This is a genomic window from Tessaracoccus caeni, from assembly GCF_029211185.1.
In the GTDB taxonomy this organism is placed as follows: domain Bacteria; phylum Actinomycetota; class Actinomycetes; order Propionibacteriales; family Propionibacteriaceae; genus Arachnia; species Arachnia caeni.
Genome location: NZ_JARGDO010000002.1, coordinates 232,363 through 250,554, shown reverse-complemented (window position 1 = coordinate 250,554; position 18,192 = coordinate 232,363). Strand labels below are relative to the sequence as shown.

The window sequence follows — 18,192 nt, the reverse complement described above, 5'->3', positions numbered from 1 at the left end:
ATGATTCAAATACCTGACGATGACCGACAGCTGACTGCTCAGACGGGCGGACTGGTTATGACGGTCGCGCAGTGGCCAGTGGCGCTACGGCGCGGCTTGCTGGTGCTCTGGGACTGGCTGGCATGGGTGCTGGCCGTGGTCCTCCTCCTTCTGGTTCGCTACGACTTCACTTTGAGCACGACCCAGTGGTCGTGGTTGGGCGTGTACCTCGTCGCCGCGATGGTTCTGCAGCTTTTTGTCGGCATCGGTCTCCAGGTGTATCTGGGACGCAGCCGGGTCGGCAGCTTCGAAGAGGCCACCTGGTTGGGCCGTGTGGTCGCGATCGTCGGTCTCCCGCTCGGTGTGATCTTCCCCCTGCTCTCGGTCCATTTCCCGCGGGGAATCGGCTTCGTCGCCCCGCTCGTGGCGTTGGTCTTCATCGCGATGGGCCGTTGGCTGCTGCGCGCCATCATCGATCGGGTGGTGACCCGTTCCGAGTCCGAGGACGGCATGCCGGTTCTGGTCTACGGCGCGGGCTACTCGGGCCACGATGTCGCCAAGCTGGTCGATACCTCCCCCGAGGCGCTCTACTCGATCGTGGGCTTCCTCGACGACTCGCCTGAGAAGCGCTTCCTGCGCATCGGCAAGTACAAGGTGCTGGGCACCGGCGAAGACCTGAAGAAGGCCGCCGAGCAGACCGGGGCCCAGGCCGTGATCTTCGCGATCACCGCCGCCACGCCCAGGATGATGCAGAAGGTCGCCGACGAGTGCGAGAAGGCGGGGCTTCGTCTCATCGTCGTGCCGTCGGTGAGGGAGCGTATCGGCGGCCGGGTCACCCTGGGCTCGCTGCGCGAGTTCAACGTCGCCGACCTCCTCGGACGGCGCCCGATCGAGACCGATCTTTCGGCGATCGCCGATTTCGTGCAGGGCAAGGTCGTGCTGGTCACGGGTGCCGGTGGATCCATCGGCTCCGAGCTCGCCCGACAGGTGTTCAGCCTCGGTCCCGACCGTCTGGTGCTCGTCGACCGCGACGAGACGGGCCTGCACAGCGCGGAGCTTTCGATCTACGGCACCGGCATGCTCACCTCCGACGACATGGTGCTGTGCGACATCCGCGACGAGAGCGCGCTGCGCGAGGTGTTCCAGGAGCACAAGCCGCACGTGGTGTTCCACGCCGCCGCGCTCAAGCACCTCCCGATGCTGGAGCGGTTCCCGGCCGAAGGCTGGAAGACCAACGTGCTCGGCACGGCCAACGTGCTGAAGTGCGCCCATGAGGCCGGCGTCAGCCACTTCGTGAACATCTCCACGGACAAGGCTGCGGACGCCTCCAGCGTGCTGGGCCGCACCAAGCGCCTGGCCGAGCGGCTCACCGCCTGGTACGCGGAGACCTACCGCCTGCCCTACCTCTCTGTGAGGTTCGGCAACGTGCTGGGCTCGCGTGGTTCGGTGCTGTTCGCGTTCCGCGAGCAGATCCAGCGCGGCGGCCCCATCACGGTCACCCACCCAGAGGTGACGCGTTACTTCATGACGATTCCCGAGGCCTGCCAGCTGGTGCTTCAGGCCAGCGTCATCGGGTGCCCCGGAGACGTCCTGGTGCTCGATATGGGCGAGCCGGTGAAGATCGTCGACGTGGCTCGGCGGTTGATGGCCGAGGCGGGCAAGCAGGTCGAGGTGCGCTTCACCGGACTGCGTCATGGCGAGAAGCTGCACGAGGTGCTGTTCAGTGGTGCGGAGAACGCACAGCCGACGGAGCACCGTCTGATCAGCCACGTCGACGTCCCCCGGTATGCGCCGCTCGATCTGCCCGTGATCGCCGACGACGTGAAGTTCCTCCCCGAGTTCCCCGAAGGACGCGCGATGCGCGAGCGCGCTCTGGCCAGCGTTTCCCCTGTGCGCGAGGTGCGGGCGGCTCACGAGGTCGCATGAGTGGCTCGGCAATAGCTGCGGACTCCGGTCCCCTGAAAGCCGCGCTCCGCCAGCGGAGCGCGGCTGTCGGTTGCGTGGCCGCTATCAGTGAGGTGCGCGGGGTCGCATGAACGCATCGCTATGGTCTGCGATCGGTATCGCGGCGGCGGTGGCTTTGGTCGCGCCGTTCCTGCTGCGACCAGTGCTTGGCAAGGTGGGGGCCTTCGACGTTCCCAACCATCGGTCGTCGCATTCTCGCCCGACGCTGCGTGGCGGAGGCATCGCGCCGCTCCTTGGTTTCGTCATAGGTGGCGGATGGGCGATCTTCGCTCTGTCGGGATCGAACGCGGTGAGCTTGGCCGTGGTCGTTGCCGCGGCTTTGGTGATGGGTCTCGTCGGGCTGACTGAGGATCTCGGAGGACTGCGCGTCGTGGTGCGCGCAGGCTTGCAGTTCCTGGTGGGTGGCGTGGCGGCCGGCGTGTTCTTCTTCGTCGACGGCGCCGGCTGGTTGTGGCTTCCCCTCGCCGCGTTGTTCTTCGCGGCGCATGTGAACTTCACCAACTTCATGGACGGTGTGAACGCGATCTCGGGGCTCCACGGGCTTGTCGTCGGCCTGTCCTTCGCCGCCCTCGGCGTGGTTCAGGGACTGACTTGGCTGGTGGTCGCCGGCCTGCTGATCGCCGTCGCTTTCAGTGCGTTCGTGCCATGGAATCTGATTCCGCCGGGTATGTTCCTCGGCGATGTCGGCAGCTATCTGTTGGGGAGCGCCGTCGCCGTCACCGCCATCGGCGCGCTCACGGCCGGTGTTCACCCCGTCGCCGCCCTGGCACCGGTTGCGATCTACTGGGCCGACACCGTCTTCACCCTCTTCAGGAGGGTTCTGCGGGGCGAGGCCGTCTTCGAGCCGCACCGTTCTCACGTCTATCAGAGGCTGACCAACACCGGGCTGTCGCATGTGGCGGTCGCCGTGCTGGTGGCCCTCTTCACAGCGGCCGTCAGCGGCGTGGGGATCTTCGTGGCGCGCTATCCCCAGTACTTCCTGCTCGGCGCGTTGGTGATCCTCGCCATCTGCGGCTGCTACCTCGGGTTGGCCCGCATGCGCGGCGATGTGCCGCCGGCGCCCCTCTCGCACGCCGATCTGACGTCGGTGCCGTTGCCGCGACGGACCGCTCACCGCACAGGCTGGGAGCCCCGGCGCTGGGCGGTGCTGGGCGGGAGCGGTTTCATCGGCTCCGCGATGGCTCAGCATCTTCGTGAGCAAGGCTATGAGGTGCGTGCTTTGAAGGCACCGCGTCTTGAGCTCGACCCCGACGCCTTCGACGGCGCTGACGTAGCCCGCATGGCGGGCGAACTCCCGGAGGTCGCTCAGCTGGCCGCGGCACTCGCGGGAGTGGACGTTGTCATCAATGCCGCGGGATTGGCGACCCCTGACGGACAGGCCTCGAAGGAACTGTACGGAGCGAACGCACTGCTTCCTGCCGTCGTGATCGCTGCCGCCGCGCAGGCGGGCTGTGGCCGGGTCGTGCACCTGAGTTCCGCCGCGGTTCAAGGCGATCGTCCCGTCCTGGACGCGTCCCCGGATGTGAGCCCGTTCTCGCCCTACTCCCGCTCCAAGGCTCTTGGCGAGCGCGGCTTCCTCGTGGCTGCAGGGCGCAGCCAGGAGGATCTCGACTGCGTGATCGTGCGGGCCACCTCGGTGCAGGGCCCGGACCGCCCGACGACCGTGTCGCTGCGTGCGGTGGCCAAGTCCCCGCTGGCGAGCGTCGCCGCGCCGGGCACCTATCCCACCGTGGTCAGCAGCGTCTCGGGGCTCGTCACCTTCGTGCGACGAGTCGGCGAAAGTCCTGCACCCATGCCGTCGATCCTGCTTCAGCCCTGGGAGGGACTCACCGTTCGCGAAGTCCTCGAGTACGCGGGGGGCCGGCGTCCGCTGGTGCTCCCGCGTTGGCTGTGCCGAACCGCTGTCATCTGCGGCAAGGCGGTCGGCAGAGTCTCGCCCCGAATCGCCGGGGTGGTGCGCCGGGTGGAACTCATGTGGTTCGGCCAGCGGCAGGAGCAGGCCGAGTTGGCGGGGGCCGATATCGGATCCGAACACGTGCGAGAGGCTCTGGCCGGCCGATCCGCGGCGGTGAGCGCGAACCTCGCCGGATAGCCGGGAGTCAGCAGTGTTTTTCCAGACCAACAAGCCGTCGATCCACCTACGGAACGCCCGGAAAGGGGCCGTCAAGTGACCCGAGATTCACGTCGTGGCGAGGAACGCGCCCGCAGCGTGCTCTACGGAGTCACGGTGGGCAAGAGCGCCTTCACCCTCTTGAGGGGACAGCTGGGGTGGTTCCGCGAACAAGGATGGGACGTTTCGCTGGCCGCCACCCCTGATGCCAAGGCAGAGGCGGCGGCGGAACGCGAGCAGGTGACGCTGCACGCGCTGCCCATGACGAGATCCCTGACTCCGTTGGCTGATCTCCGCTCGCTTTTCCGGTGGATCGCCTTGATCCGACGGGTGAAGCCCGACGTGACCAACGTCAGCACCCCGAAGGCGGGCCTGCTCGGGGGCATGGCCGCGGCCATCCTTCGGGTTCCTAAGCGGATCTATGTGGTGCGCGGGCTGAGGCTGGAGAGCACGAGCGGTGCCCTCTACAAGCTGCTGTGGGCCATGGAGAGGGCCAGCATCGCGTTCGCGACCGACGTGATCTTCGTCGGGCACGGGCTGGCGCGCGAGGCCGCGAAACGAGGACTCGGTGCGGCAGGCAAGGGCTGGGTGATCGGCGAAGGCAGCAGTAACGGCATCGACGTCGAGGGTCTGGTCAAGCGCGCGGGTGGTGCCACGCGTGAAGAGATGCGAACCGAATTCGGCTTTGAGCCCACCGATTTCGTGGTGGGCTTCGTCGGGCGGATCGCGATCGACAAGGGCCTGGACACACTCATCGCCGCCCTCTCGGAGGAGGAGTTTCCGCAAGAGGCGAAGCTGCTCATCGTCGGGGGAACCGAGGACGAGGAACTGGCAGACCGGCTGCGTGCGCTGGGGCGCCGCGTGACGATGACCGGCGACGTCGCGGACGTGTCGAGGGCGATGCTGGCCATGGACGTGCTGTGCCTGCCGAGCAGGCGCGAGGGTTTCCCGACCGTGGCACTGGAGGCGGCTGCCATGCGCTTGCCCGTCGTAGCGACGAGGGCGACGGGATGCGGCGACGCCGTACTGGATGGCGAGACAGGACGGCTCGTCGACATCGACGACCACCGCGGACTGGCGGATGCGATCCGCGATCTCCACGCCGCTCCGGAGGAAGCCCGGACGATGGGGGAGCGCGGGCATCAGCGAGTGCTGGCAGACTTCCGCCCCGAGGCGATCTGGAGCGGCATCCTCGCTGTGATGACGAACAGTTACGATAAGGCGGGGTTGCACCCGGTCGGATCTCGTCCGTCCACCGAAAGCGAAAAGGAACAGCCGTGAATAGTCCTGCGCCAGGCAACATAGCGTTGTTCCACGATCACCGTTTCCTGACCGATGGGCAACGGTGGTACACGGCGGGTGGATCATTCGTCCTCGACCGCTACACCTCGACCTTGGGTCCGGTGTCGGTCGTCGCCAGATGCCGGCCCATGCGGGAGACCGACGCCGGGTATAGCGAAGTGCCGGCCGAGGTGAGCATCTCGGCATCCGCGCGAGTCAGCCCGCGGAGGATCGCCGAGGCGGTTCGCGGAGCAAGGGGAGTCGTGGTTCGGCTGCCAAGCGTGACGGGGATCCTCGCCGCCCAGCAGGCTCTTCGCGCGGGTATTCCCGTGCTGGCTGAGGTCGTCGGCGACGCCCGCGAGGCCTTCCGGCTCCACAGCCGCGTCGGGACAGGGGTTGCGCCGGTGATGGACGCGCTCATGAAGCGAGTGGTGCGCTCCGCGTCGCAGGTCATCTACGTCACGACGCAGTACCTGCAAGAGCGGTACCCGACTGACGGCCGCGCCATTGCGTGTTCCAACGTCGAGGTCGACATCGACACGGAGGAGATCGCGGGGAACCGGGCGCGACGTGCGCAGGAACTGGCAGAGGGGGGCCGTATCCAGCTGGGTACGATCGGCCCGCTCGACGTTGCGTACAAGAACCAGGCGGTCGTGCTCAAGGCGCTCGCTCGCCTCATCGAGTTGCGGGGAGACCGCTACCTCTATCACTTGATCGGGCAGGGCGACAGCGGAACGCTGAAGGCGCTTGCTGAGGAACTGGGCATCGCAGACAGCGTTCGGTTCCACGGACGCCTGTCGCGCGACGATGTCCTGCGAACGCTGGACGACGTCGACGTCTACGTGCAGCCGAGCCTCACCGAGGGTCTCCCGCGCGCAGCCATCGAGGCCATGTCCCGTGGGTGCGTGGTGGTGGGCTCGCGGGTCGGCGGCATTCCGGAGATCACCCAGCCGGAGTTCCTCTTCGATCCGAGTGATGACGCGGCTCTCTTCCGGATCCTGTCCGACCTCGATGCGAACACCATCCCGGAGGCTTCCGCTCGTTGCCTGCAGGTCAGCGAGGATTTCTCGCGCGAGCTCCTCGACCAGCGGCGTGCCGATTTCTTGCGCGAGTTCGGCGAGCAGGCGCAGGGCCCCCGCGCTGCGACGAAGGGCACCTCCACGAGCAGCGCGCCGTGCCTTGAGGGAGAGCCGTGCCGCATCGTTCACGTGTTCGGGCAGATGGCGCGCGGGGGTGCGGAGTCCCGCACGATGGATCTGTACCGCAAGATCGACCGGACCCGCGTCCAGTTCGACTTCGTGGTGATGAAGCCCGGTGAGCACGACTATTTCCCCGAGATCAAGGAACTGGGCGGTCGAGTCTTCTACGTTCCCCCGCCGATGGCATCGAGCCCCGTCCGATTCGTCCGCCGAATGGCGGCGGTGTTCCGCGACAATGGGCCGTTCCATTCGGTGCACTCGCATACCGCGTTCAACTCGGGCCTCGTGCTGGCCGCCGCACGCCTCGCAGGGGTGGGCCGGCGGATATCGCACTCGAGGTCCGCACCCCGCGTGGATCATCTGTCGGTGGTGCGGAAGGGCTACCAGATGGCCTCGCGTGGTCTTCTCGACACCATGACCACTCGGCGAGTGGCGTGCGGTATCGCGGCGGCCGAGTATCTCTACGGCAAGCGTGCCGTCGAGAAGGGCGCCGTCGATATTCTGCCAAACGCCATCGAACTCGACGCGTTCGCTTTCGACGAGGCTGCAAGGCAGAGCGTGCGCAGCGAGTTCGGGGTCTCCGGGGAACAAGTGCTCCTGGGAACCATCGGCAACCTGCGGCCTGTGAAGAACCAGACCTTCCTCATCGATTTGATGGCTTCCGGTGAGCTTCCGACTCATCTTTCCCTCGTGATCGTGGGACAGGGCGACCAACGCGAGATCCTGGAAGCGAAGATCGCGGCGGCCGGCCTTGAGGATCGCGTCACGCTGGCCGGGCAGCGCTCCGACGTGCGCGACGTGCTCTCGGCCTTGGACCTGTTCCTGGTGCCGTCGTTGTACGAGGGCGTTCCCGGCGTCGTCGTCGAGGCGCAAGCCAACGGCTTGGACTGCCTGGTCTCCGACAGGGTCGCGCGCGACGTGGATGTCGGCACGGGGCGGCTTCAGTTCCTGTCGATCGAGCAGGGCGTCGAACCCTGGACCGCAGCGATCACCCGCGCCGTGAAGGATGCCCCTCAAGATGCAGGGGTGCGCGCGGAGAAAAGTGTTCGAGCTCGCGAGGTGCTCGCGGGTGCCGGGTACGACGTCTCCACCGCCGCGAACCTTTTGTTGACCATCCATGACTTGGGAGGAGGTCTGGCCGGTGAAGGGGAATGACCGTCAGAGTCTCTCGTACGCGTCGAGGAGAGGTCCGTCCGGCTCCGCCGCGATGGAGATGCCCGCGTACAAGAGCTCGCCGTCGCCGCTCGCGGTCGTGGGGTTCTTCACGGTCGGCGTGGTGCTCCAGGTCGTCGCAACTGGGATCAACAGCGGCGTGGGAGATCTCGAGTGGCAGATCAAGATGGTCGCACTGTTCGCCCTCGTGCTGCTTGTTTTCGCCGCGCGTGCCTTCCGTGAGCCCGGCCAATCGTGGGTCAACCCGCCGTCGCTGTTCCTGTGCTCGTTCCTCCTGTTCACGATGGGCCAGACCATGCTTTCGCTCTTCGGGGTGAAGGCGACGGGATTCGTCATCGAGGACAAATTCACCCACGAGGTCATCCTGCGGGCCTCCGTCTACACGGTGAGCTGCTTCTCGTACCTCGTGGCCGGTGTGCTGATCGCCATGCGGCGGGCCCGCAAGCCCCTGCCGGCCGAGGGCGAGGACGAGGACATCTCGCTCGCAAGCGAGGCTGCTCTTCGGCGATTCGGCTTCGCCGCGATGATCATCGGTGCCCCGTTCTTCCTTAACTATCTTGCGGAGATGGTGCCGTTGGCGCTGGCTCACGGATATGCCGGCATCAACGACGTCAGCCTCTATTCCTCCACCACACAGCTCAAGGTCTCGCTGTTGGGCGAGTCGGTCTTCAAGGCCGGCATCTTCTGCGCGCTGCTCGGTCTTCGGCGCCGGCGAGGGCCTTTCTGGTTCATCGCCCTCATCGTCATCGGCTACTCGAGCCTGCTGCTGCTCGCCGGCGAACGCACCGAGTCGACGGCGATGCTCATCATCCTCCTGTGGCTCGCTCGCCGCTACGGCGTGGGTAAGGTGAAGCCGCCGCGAATGCTGCTGGTCGTCCTCGTCCTGGCGCTCCTGGCCATCTACCCCGCGATCATGGCCGGACGCAACGAAGGCTTCCTCTCGGTGAACGATCTGTGGACCTCGGTCGTGTCCGAAGGCATCGTGCAGAGCATCACCGACTCGGTCAGCATCCTGGGGTACAGCATGTATCCGCTGATCGAGACGATGCGGCTCGTTCCCGACGACTACCCCTTCCGTTCGGGCATGACGTATCTGGCCGCCGTCACCGCCGTCATTCCCTACCAGCAGATCCCCAATCAGCATGCTCGGCTCGGCGTCTGGCTGCAAGACTCGCTCAGCCTGTCCTACGGACCCGGCTATTCGATCCCGGCCGAGGCCTACATCAACTTCGGCATGATGGGCCCGCTGATCGCGATGCCGATCCTGGGATACATCGTGGGTCGATTCATGTGCCCCAGGGTTCGAGGAGAGGGCTTCTCCTGGGTGGTCGCCGTTCCGGTGGTCTTCCTGGTGCTCAACCTGACGTTGCCCCGTCGCGAGATCCTCGGATCGATTCGAGACATCGGCTACATCATCTTGCCGATGTACTTTATTTTGAGAGGTTTTATCAATCGTGGACAAAAACGCTAGCCGTCGTCCTCGCGTCATGTTCTTCTCGTACCGCTTCCACACGAACGAGAAGGGCCTGGTTCAGGCATTGGTCGAGGCTGGGGCTGAGGTTCGCTACTTGGTGAACACCTCCAAGTACTCGGAGGATCACGATGTGGTCGTGCCGGAGGTGCTGGGCTTCGCGCGCAGCCTGATACCGCTCGACACGGACTCCGCCGAGCTGAAGTGGGGGCTGTTTCCGCTCTCCGCCTACCGGACGCTCCTCGTCTCTCGGCCGGACGTCGTCGTCATCAAGGGGTTCCGGTTCGCCGCGCTCCTCCTCTCGCTTTTCGCCAGGCTGATCCGGGTGCCGCTGGTCGCTCATGTGCAGCGGCCGCTGTACGCCAAGCCCGAACGTCTTCTCAAGAGGCTCTGGTACCGCTGCTTCGGGCGCGATGTCATCACTCCCATCGAGCGGGTCACGAGGCCGGGCGAGGTGGCCGGGCCGCAGGTGCGCGACCGGAACACCTTCATGCTGGGGCAGCGGTGGCGCTATCTGCCCTTCGTCGTCGAGTCGAATCCTGAGGCAGTGGCGCGCGAGTACCGCCGAGGTGGCCGAACCAACTTCCTGATCGTGGGCAAGTACGTGTCGCGCAAGATGATCCCGGAGACGATCCGGGCTCTGAAGAGCGTGGCCGACGGGCATCCTGTCTCGGTGACCGTCGTGGGGAGCTTCCTCGACGATTCCGTCTACCAGGAGGTTCAGGCCCTGGCTGCCGAGTCCGATGCGATGGAGATCCGCGTGTCGGGTCCCGTTCCGCACCACGAGATGACGCAGCTCTACCTCGACCACGACGTGCTGCTCATGACGTCGGTCGGGGAGCCGGCGTCGTGCTCGCAGCTCGAGGCGATGGCCCAAGGCGTGATGCCTGTGTGTTCCTCCGACAACGGCACGGCGAGCTACATCCGCGTCGGTGTCACCGGCTACGTGTTCGATGCCGGCGACTTCGACGCGAATCTTCGCGATGTGCTTGCCCGCATTCTCAAGGATCCAGCGCAGGTCGAGAAGATGGGACGGGTGGCCGCTGAGCGAGTCGGCCAGGACTTCTCCGCCGATCCGCATGTGCGCTACTTCTTCGAGCGCGCGGGGACGCGAGGCAAGACCTCGTAATGGGATTGCGGCAAAATCTCAGTGGCGCCATCGCACGTGTAAAGAAGTCCTCGTTCTGGAGAGGGGTTCTCGTCCTCTTCCGGGGATCGGCCTTGGGTCAGCTGGTCGTGCTTCTCACGACGCCCCTGCTGAGCAGGATCTACAGTCCAGATGACTACGCGACCCTGGCGATGTACACGTCACTGCTGCTCATGGTCAGCCTGCTCGGCACCTTCAACGTCGAGATGGGCATCCCCGCGGCGAAGACCGAAGAGGACGCATGGCGCGCCTACAGCGCGTCGTGGGTGCTGCTGGGGGTGAGCACGGTCGTCCTGCTCGGCGTCACCCTCGTGGGGGGAAGCCCCATCCTTCGGTGGCTGGATATGGAGGCGATGCTGCCGTACCAATGGCTGGTTCCGGTGGGATTCTTCCTCGTCGGCGTTCTTTCCATCTGGACGCACTGGGCCTACCGGCGCAGGGACTTCGGTTCCATCGCGCGGCTGAAGGTCACCCGTCCGCTGACCCAGGTGGCGCTCAGCCTTGCGCTCGGGCTGGCCTCGATCCGTCCTCTTGGCCTGATCCTCGCGCGCATGATCGGCCAGGGCGGCGGCCTGCTCTCGCTCGCGCGCATGCGTCCGAAGGCAGAGGGCGACGGGGCGACCTCCAGCATCCTGCTGCCGTGGGATCAGCTGAAGGCCACGCTGTGGGCCCATCGTCGGTTCATGACCTTCACCACCGTCCGCCGCTACCTTGGCGACCTGACGTCGGCTCTGCCCGTCCTGCTCCTGACCGCCCTGTATGCCCCGGGCCTGGTCGGCGCCTACGGCTTCACGATCGGCGTCATCCAGGCGCCACTCAATGTGGTGAGCGACGCCATCGCCGGCGTCTACTTCTCCGACGCCGCTCGCTTGAAGGACAAGGATCCGGCGTACCTCAGGCGACGTGCGCGCCACCTGCTGCTTGTTCTGGGAGCCGGCGCCGTCGTCGTCTGCCTGGCACTCCTGCTGCTGGGTGAGCCCGTCTTCAGCCTGATCTTCGGGGAGCGCTGGAGCTACGCCGGAAGCATCTCCGCTGCGGTGGCGCTCGGCGTATGTTCCCGGTTCGTGTTCAAGCCCGTCTCGAACATCCTGGACCTCCTGGAGGCGCAAGCCGCGGCCCTCGTCCTCGCGGTGCTCAGGATCGGCCTGATCTGCGTGACGATCCTCGGGGTCAGCCTGTTCCAGTGGGGGCCTGAGGCCGCTATCTGGGCCCTGGGTGGAGCCATGATGGTGGGCTATGCGCTCCAGTTCCTGCTGGCCGACCATCTCTTGGGCCAGCGGGCTGCGTCGTCCGGCTCCTCGCAGGAATAGCCGGCCAGCGATGCATCGACCAAAGACTCCGAACCCGGCCGGCAGCACCCGTTGCCGGCACCTGACACCGACTACCGGATGCGATCTTTTCGCCGCGTGCCCATGCGCTGTCGCGCACACAGATGGCCACGCCCAACCAACCTGGAGGCAGATATGAACAGTGCCAACGAGACCGAGAAGCCAAGCATTCTCGTCACCGGCGCGGCGGGCTTTGTGGGTTTCCACCTCACCAGGCGGCTTCTCGACACGGGGCACCGCGTGATCGGGATCGACAATCTGAACGACTATTACGACCCGAGCTTGAAGCAGGCGCGTCTTGCCCTGCTCGAGACCGATGAGCGGTTCGTGTTTCACCGGGTCGACCTCGCCGACCACGCCGCGCTCACGCGCGTATTCGACGAGGTGAACCCCGCCGTCGTGGTCCATCTGGCCGCACAGGCCGGGGTCCGCTACTCCCTGGAGAATCCCGGCGCCTACGTGCACAGCAACCTCGTCGGCTTCGCCAACGTGCTGGAGGCCTGCCGCTACGGACAGGTTCGGCATCTCCTGTACGCGTCGTCGAGCTCCGTCTACGGCGGAAACACGAAGGTTCCGTTCGCCGAGGACGACCCGGTCGAGCATCCCGTGTCCTTCTACGCGGCGACCAAGCGCTCCAACGAGCTGATGGCCGACACCTACGCCTACCTCTACGGAATACCGAGCACCGGGCTGCGCTTCTTCACCGTGTACGGCCCCTACGGCCGGCCGGACATGGCGTACTACAGCTTCACCGAGGGCTACTTCGCCGGGCGCTCGATCCGTGTCTTCCGAGATCTCGAGGAGGGTACCGAGCCGTCGCGCGACTTCACCTACGTCGACGACGTGGTCGAGAGCGTCACGCGCCTCATTGACCAGGCGCCGGAGGGTGCCCGTCCCCACACGGTCTACAACATCGGCGGCAGCCGGCCGGAGCCCCTCTCGCACTTCATCGCAACGCTGGAGGAGTCCTTGACGGAGGCCGTGGGCTCCGAGGTGGTCTTCGACAAGGTCGTCGAGGCCTTGCCGCCCGGTGACGTCCCCGCGACCTACGCCGACGCGACCAAGCTGCACGGCGCCACCGGGTTCACTCCGGTGGTTCCGCTCGAGGTGGGACTTCGCGAGTTCGCCAAGTGGTACGTGGCCTTCAAGGGGATCGACACGCGTTCCTGAGCCGACCAGGCTATAGAACGAGCCCCTCCCCGCCGGCCGGCGGGGAGGGGCTCGTTCTATGTCAGCGGCTCCGTGGAACCTCGTGGCACTCGATCAGACGGTGACCTGCTTCAGCCACTCCCAGGTGCGCTCGATGCCCTGTTCGAGGCCGACGGGCTGGACCTGCGGGAACAAGCCCTGCAGCACCGCGTTCGCGGCCTGGGAATGCGGCACGTCGCCCGCCCGGGGGTCGCGATGCAGGACGCTCGGCGAGAGGCCCGTGATCTGGGCGATCTTGTCGATCAGCTCGAGCAGGTTGGTGTTGGTGCCGAAGGCAAGGTTCACCGGCTCGTCGTGGCTCACCCGGCGCTCAACGGCGTCCAGCAGCACGCTGCAGACCGTGTCGACGTAGGTGAAGTCACGCGACTGGGTTCCGTCGCCGTTCACCGGCAGCGGCTGGTCGCGCAGGAGGCAATCCAGGAAGACGGGGATCACTGCGGCATACGCGTGTCCGGGACGCTGGCCTGGCCCGTAGACGTTGAAGAAGCGGAATGCCAGCGTCTCCAGACCGAAGGCCTGCTGGTAGGCGAGCATGTACTGCTCACCGGCCAGCTTGGTGACGGCGTACGGGCTCATGGGGCGAACCCACTCGCGCTCGTGCTTGGGTAGCGCCGGGTTCTTGCCGTAGACCGAGCTCGACGACGCGAACAGCAGGTGGCCGACGCCGACCTCCCGCGCCGCTTCCAGCACGTTCAGCGTGCCGTTGATGTTGACCTCGTGGGTGCGCTGCGGGTTCGCGATGCTGCGGGGCACGCTGCCGAGAGCACCGAGATGCACGATGGAGTCCTGGTCGCCACAGGCTTCCACGACGACGTCGCGCTCGGTGAGGCTGCCGCGGATGAACCGGACGGGCAAGCCGTCGAGGTTGTCTTCGTAGCCGGTGGACAGGTCGTCCAGCACGGTCACCTCGTGCCCGACGGCGGTGGCATGCCGAGCGAGGTTCGAACCGATGAATCCGGCGCCGCCGGTGATGAGAATCTTCATGTCTGTCTCCTTGCCGGCGTCAGAGACGCAGGTCGCTGTCGGACTTGGGCAGGACGGACTTGAGGTCGTACAGGACGGCTCCCGGCTTGCCGAAGGCCCGCAGATCGGAGGCGGAGAACTCCGCGTACTGCTCGTGCATCACCGCGAGCACGATGGCGTCGTAGGCGCCGGCCTCGGGGGTCTCGACGAGCTCGATGCCGTACTCGGCGCGGGCTTCCTTCGGGTCGGCCCAGGGGTCGCTGACGTCGACGGTCAGGCCGTAGTCCTGAAGTTCGTTGACGACGTCGATCACGCGGGTGTTGCGCAGGTCGGGCGTGTTCTCCTTGAAGGTCAGGCCGAGCACGAGAACGCGCGCGTCGCTGAGGAGAACCTTCTTGCGCAGCATCTCCTTGACCAGCTGGGCGGCCACGTAGGAGCCCATCGAGTCGTTGAGTCGGCGTCCGGCGAGGATGATCTCGGGGTTGTGGCCGACCGACTGCGCCTTGTGGGTGAGGTAGTAGGGATCGACGCCGATGCAGTGGCCGCCGACCAGGCCCGGCTTGAAGGGAAGGAAGTTCCACTTCGTGCCGGCTGCTTCGAGCACCTCGTTGGTGTCGATGCCGAGCTTGTTGAACAGGATCGCCAGCTCGTTCATGAGCGCGATGTTGACGTCGCGCTGGGTGTTCTCGATGACCTTGGCGGCCTCGGCCACCTTGATGCTGGGAGCCAGGTGGGTTCCCGCCACGACGACGAGCTGGTAGAGCTCGTTGACGAACCGGGCGATGTCCGGCGTGGAGCCGGAGGTGATCTTGGTGATGTTGGCCACCCGGTGGATCTTGTCGCCCGGGTTGATGCGCTCGGGGCTGTAGCCGACGAAGAAGTCCTCGTTGAAGGTGAGCCCGCTCACCTCTTCGAGCACGGGAACGCACTCGTCCTCGGTGACCCCGGGGTACACGGTGGACTCGTAGATCACGACGTCGCCGGGCGTAAGGGTGGCCGCAACGGTTCGGCTGGCGCCGAGAATCGCGGCGAGGTCGGGCTTCTTGTATTCGTCGATCGGCGTGGGCGTGGTCACGATGTAGACGTTCGCCGCGCGCAGGTCGTCGGGATCGGCGCTGAAGACGAGCTTCTCGGACTGCGCCAGCTCCTCCTCGGATACCTCGAGCGTGCGGTCGAAGCCGCGCTTGAGCTCGTCGATCCGGGAGCCGTTGATGTCGTAGCCGATCACGGGAATCTTTGTCCCGAAGGCCACGGCCAGCGGCAGGCCGACGTATCCAAGCCCGATTACCGCGACGCGCGCGTCAGAAGTCTGGTGCATGTCTCCTCATTCCCCATGGTCAAGGCACTGTGTCTGGAGAGGATCGCCGGGGTGGAACCGCGCGGCGCTCTCAGCGTGAATGGTGGGCGGCGCGGAAACCCCAGAAACGTAGGAGGTGTATTAAGGGCAGGACGCCGTTCCCGTCATAGCCTAGCCCGATACGGGTCGTTCACCGCAATCGATCTCGGTGCGCGGGCTCCGCGACACCTGCCGTGCATGCCATTCTGCCGCGATGGATGAGGCGGAATCGAGCACGATCCATGCCCTGTCACAGGTGCTGGGGCGTGTCGCCGCCGGCCCGGCGGTTGCGCACGATCGAGCGGACGACGTGGGGGAGCGCGCGGATTCCACTGATCAGGCGCTTGCGCCGGATCCGGTTCCTTGCTGCGGGGTCGCTGGGCAGATCGGGATGGTGCAGAGTGAGGTCGCTGTCGGTGGGCCAGATGGCTCGCCACAGCACGGTCGGCTTGTTGCTGAGCGGAGCGTCGAGGACCAGCTTCAGCCACGCGTACGCGCCGATGCCGTTCTCCCTCACATCCGTGCGGACCTTCCAGTCGCGCAGCGCGCCGATGTCCAGCGGCGCTTTGTCGCGATGGCTGGGGGCATTGAGCTGAGCCAGTATCGCTTCCAGTGGCTCGGTGCAGCCGGTCCGGCTGGCGAGCCGCCCCAGCTCTTGCAGTTCGCTGATGGTGAACGGGGCAGAGAGCAGATACTCGAGCTCCTGATTGTGGCGAGTGCTCTGCGCGAGGCTGCGCAAGGCATGCAGTGCGAGCACCAGGGCGCTGCCGTTTCGCCCGGTGGTCGTGCAGTCGTGATCGGCGTACCTCAGCACGGTTCGGTCTTCCCACAGGATCTCGAACACCTCCTCCTGGGCGGTGAGGAATCCGGGAAAGCGCCGGTGGATGTCGATGTCGCACGGCCAGCGATCCGAAAGGTAGGTGCGCGAGTGGTGGGCGATGTGGTCCAGCAGGAAGCCGGCCTCACGAGGGCGCCAGCCTGCCTTCTCCAAGGTGGCGCACATGCGAGGAAAGTCGTCGGGGTGAACCATGATGTCGACGTCCGACGAGATATGGAACGGGCGCAGGTCGAGGAGGTGCAAGGACGGGCCCTTGATGAACAAGACGCGTATGCCCTGTGAATCCGCGAGTCTCTGGATCCAGGCGTGAGCGAGTTCTATCGACTCGTCGATGCCTAGAGTCGGAGCCCGATGCTCCATGTATGGTCTCCCTGTCGTCGGCCCCATCGCGCCTGAGTTCGTCCCCCGGTCCGGGAATGATACACGTGATTTCGGCGGATGGACGCTAACGCTCCCCTGGTTGATCCATGGCGAGGCGCACCGTGCGGACGACGTGTTCGACAGCCGGGGTGAGCTGCGAGGCCATGAGTTGATAAGTCTCCCAGGGGTGACGATAGGGGTCGATCACGTCGTCGTCCTCGGGAGCCCTCGGGGCGGGGGCCGCTCCGCGGTGCGAGGAGACGACGGCCACCGCGGCACGGAGCCTCGCCGACGGGTCGTCGCCGGCTTCCGCGGCGCGGCGCTGTATCTCCGAGTCCGGGACCGACGCCGCGATTCGGGCGAACTCGCGGATCGTGAACGCGAAACGCATCCGCGCAGGAGCCAGCTGAAGGACGAGGCGCCGGTGGTCTCGGGTCATGGTGAGGATCAGGTCGGGGGTCTTCGCCATCGGCTCGAGAAGAAGGGTGGACCGGTGCTCCTTGGCTTCTTCCGGCGAGACGCCGCCTAGAACCGCCAGTCGTTGCGCGTCGGAGGTCATCCGGGACGCTCCCAGATCGTAGGTACCCGCGCTGTGGATCTTTGCGGGTAGGTCCTCGAGCTGATTGCGGAGCATCAACTCGGCTAGGGGTGACCGGCAGATGTTGCCGGTGCAGACAGTGAGGATCTCGAACATATGCACTCCTGGGCGTCCTGCGCCTGATGCTGGGGGATCTCGGTCTCCTGTTGTGGGATGGCCTGAGTGGAAGCGTTTCCGCTCGGCGCTGACCGTCCTAGGAGTAGAGTACAGCGCCAACGGTCGTCGCTGCCATGGAGGGACGCGGCGTGCGGAGCCGGCCGGGACCATCGGATCTAGCGAGTCGAGGGTGATCACGTGAAGCGAGTGAACACGGGCACGTCGTTCGGCACCGTCACCATCGACGTGCACAGATCCCCGTCCGGCGTCGTCGCCCCGCTTGCTAGAGACACTGAGTTGCGTCTCGTCGTGGTCATGAACGGCGACGTTCTGCTTCGCGGCGGAAGCTACGAGATTCCGCTCTCGCGGGGGGAGGCGGCCCTTCTCGGCGTGGGGGTGACCTGCGATCTGGCGACGCCGTCCGGGGGGAGCGTGACGGTGATCAAGGGGCCGGGCGAGTTGGCGCAAGACACGCCCGCGAGCTTTTGGGGCGCGTCGCCGATCCTGCTCTCGGACGTGGCGCTCGTGCGCCCGATCGTGGCGTTCGCTCTGCAGCTGGTGGCGAAGGATGCCGTGTCGCCCACCCGGCTCGGCGGCTATTACATAGAACGTCTGCTCCAGGAGATGCTGCAAGGCGTCCTCGCCGAGTTGAGCACCGGCGAGAGTGTCCTTCCTCAGGTCCACGATCCCTACCAGCGTGCATTGGCCACGCTGGCTGCGCAGCATGCCGACCTGGGCCTCACCTCGGATGCGGTGGCGGAGTCGGTGAACCTGTCGCGACGTCAACTCGAACGGGAGTTCGCCAGGCGCGGTACGACGATCCGCAACGAGCTCCGAAGGATCCGCCTGGATCGGGCGAGGGAGATGCTCACCGACCCCGGCTATGCGATGCTCGGAGTCGACCAGATCGCCCATCACGTCGGGTTCAGTGGGGCCTCCAGCTTGGGGCGGGCCATGGCCCAAGCTGGGTACGGTCGACCGTCATCGATGAGACCCTAGACGCATTGCGACGTGTCTTATGCAAAATGCGCCAGCGTGTCGAGATGGGTTTCTCAATTCCGTGGGACTGGTGCTGGTATAAGAAACGCAATCCCATCTGGGTCACACTCAGGTGGCTTGGGGCACAAGACAAGAAAGGA

13 protein-coding genes are annotated in these 18,192 nt (G+C 66.0%); 9 read left to right on the top strand and 4 right to left on the bottom strand.

Translation table 11 applies throughout. From position 1 onward, the window contains the following. The 8 genes from P0D62_RS03250 to P0D62_RS03215 all read left to right on the top strand — a co-directional run bounded on the left by P0D62_RS03250 (position 1) and on the right by P0D62_RS03215 (position 12,823). Positions 1–1,905, top strand: a complete 1,905-nt coding sequence (locus P0D62_RS03250; RefSeq protein ID WP_275701183.1) for a polysaccharide biosynthesis protein — start codon at positions 1–3, stop codon at positions 1,903–1,905. Positions 1,906–2,011: 106 nt separating this feature from the next. Next, positions 2,012–4,036, top strand: coding sequence for an NAD-dependent epimerase/dehydratase family protein (locus tag P0D62_RS03245; RefSeq protein ID WP_275701182.1), 2,025 nt, complete (start codon positions 2,012–2,014; stop codon positions 4,034–4,036). A gap of 75 nt (positions 4,037–4,111) precedes the next feature. Continuing rightward, positions 4,112–5,335, top strand: a complete 1,224-nt coding sequence (locus P0D62_RS03240) for a glycosyltransferase family 4 protein (RefSeq protein WP_275701181.1) — start codon at positions 4,112–4,114, stop codon at positions 5,333–5,335. Continuing rightward, positions 5,332–7,689 (top strand): glycosyltransferase, encoded by a 2,358-nt coding sequence (locus P0D62_RS03235; RefSeq protein WP_275701180.1) that lies wholly within the window; start codon positions 5,332–5,334, stop codon positions 7,687–7,689. The genes P0D62_RS03240 and P0D62_RS03235 overlap by 4 nt, the downstream gene beginning before the upstream one ends. Continuing rightward, positions 7,676–9,178, top strand: coding sequence for an O-antigen polysaccharide polymerase Wzy (gene wzy, locus P0D62_RS03230; protein WP_275701179.1), 1,503 nt, complete (start codon positions 7,676–7,678; stop codon positions 9,176–9,178). The genes P0D62_RS03235 and wzy overlap by 14 nt, the downstream gene beginning before the upstream one ends. Then, the gene (locus P0D62_RS03225; RefSeq protein WP_275701178.1) at positions 9,162–10,307 is read left to right on the top strand and encodes a glycosyltransferase family 4 protein; all 1,146 of its coding nucleotides are present in this window, start codon (positions 9,162–9,164) and stop codon (positions 10,305–10,307) included. The genes wzy and P0D62_RS03225 overlap by 17 nt, the downstream gene beginning before the upstream one ends. A gap of 92 nt (positions 10,308–10,399) precedes the next feature. Continuing rightward, positions 10,400–11,635: a lipopolysaccharide biosynthesis protein gene (locus tag P0D62_RS03220; RefSeq protein WP_275701177.1), complete on the top strand. Its 1,236-nt coding sequence runs from the start codon at positions 10,400–10,402 to the stop codon at positions 11,633–11,635. A gap of 153 nt (positions 11,636–11,788) precedes the next feature. After that, on the top strand, positions 11,789–12,823 hold the full coding sequence (locus tag P0D62_RS03215) for an NAD-dependent epimerase/dehydratase family protein (RefSeq protein WP_275701176.1): 1,035 nt from the start codon (positions 11,789–11,791) through the stop codon (positions 12,821–12,823). A gap of 93 nt (positions 12,824–12,916) precedes the next feature. On the opposite strand, the gene P0D62_RS03210 is transcribed toward P0D62_RS03215, so the two are convergent. The 4 genes from P0D62_RS03210 to P0D62_RS03195 all read right to left on the bottom strand — a co-directional run bounded on the left by P0D62_RS03210 (position 12,917) and on the right by P0D62_RS03195 (position 17,053). Then, complete coding sequence (locus P0D62_RS03210; RefSeq protein ID WP_275701175.1) at positions 12,917–13,846, bottom strand: NAD-dependent epimerase/dehydratase family protein; 930 nt, start codon at positions 13,844–13,846, stop codon at positions 12,917–12,919. A 19-nt stretch (positions 13,847–13,865) separates the two neighbouring features. Beyond that, positions 13,866–15,143, bottom strand: a complete 1,278-nt coding sequence (tviB, locus tag P0D62_RS03205) for a Vi polysaccharide biosynthesis UDP-N-acetylglucosamine C-6 dehydrogenase TviB (RefSeq protein ID WP_275701174.1) — start codon at positions 15,141–15,143, stop codon at positions 13,866–13,868. A gap of 268 nt (positions 15,144–15,411) precedes the next feature. Next, complete coding sequence (locus P0D62_RS03200; protein ID WP_275701173.1) at positions 15,412–16,359, bottom strand: nucleotidyltransferase family protein; 948 nt, start codon at positions 16,357–16,359, stop codon at positions 15,412–15,414. 85 nt (positions 16,360–16,444) lie between these two features. Then, on the bottom strand, positions 16,445–17,053 hold the full coding sequence (locus P0D62_RS03195; RefSeq protein ID WP_275701172.1) for an arsenate reductase/protein-tyrosine-phosphatase family protein: 609 nt from the start codon (positions 17,051–17,053) through the stop codon (positions 16,445–16,447). 198 nt (positions 17,054–17,251) lie between these two features. Between P0D62_RS03195 and P0D62_RS03190 the strand changes: the two genes are divergently transcribed. After that, positions 17,252–18,052, top strand: a complete 801-nt coding sequence (locus tag P0D62_RS03190; protein WP_275701171.1) for an AraC family transcriptional regulator — start codon at positions 17,252–17,254, stop codon at positions 18,050–18,052. The last annotated feature ends 140 nt before the right edge of the window (positions 18,053–18,192 follow it).

Coding starts and splice junctions, on each gene's coding strand:
- P0D62_RS03195 (WP_275701172.1), bottom strand. CDS start 17,053: ATGTTCGAGATCCTCACTGTCTGCACCGGCAACATCTGCCGGTCACCC.
- P0D62_RS03200 (WP_275701173.1), bottom strand. CDS start 16,359: ATGGAGCATCGGGCTCCGACTCTAGGCATCGACGAGTCGATAGAACTC.
- P0D62_RS03215 (WP_275701176.1), top strand. CDS start 11,789: ATGAACAGTGCCAACGAGACCGAGAAGCCAAGCATTCTCGTCACCGGC.
- P0D62_RS03250 (WP_275701183.1), top strand. CDS start 1: ATGATTCAAATACCTGACGATGACCGACAGCTGACTGCTCAGACGGGC.
- tviB (WP_275701174.1), bottom strand. CDS start 15,143: ATGCACCAGACTTCTGACGCGCGCGTCGCGGTAATCGGGCTTGGATAC.
- P0D62_RS03245 (WP_275701182.1), top strand. CDS start 2,012: ATGAACGCATCGCTATGGTCTGCGATCGGTATCGCGGCGGCGGTGGCT.
- P0D62_RS03210 (WP_275701175.1), bottom strand. CDS start 13,846: ATGAAGATTCTCATCACCGGCGGCGCCGGATTCATCGGTTCGAACCTC.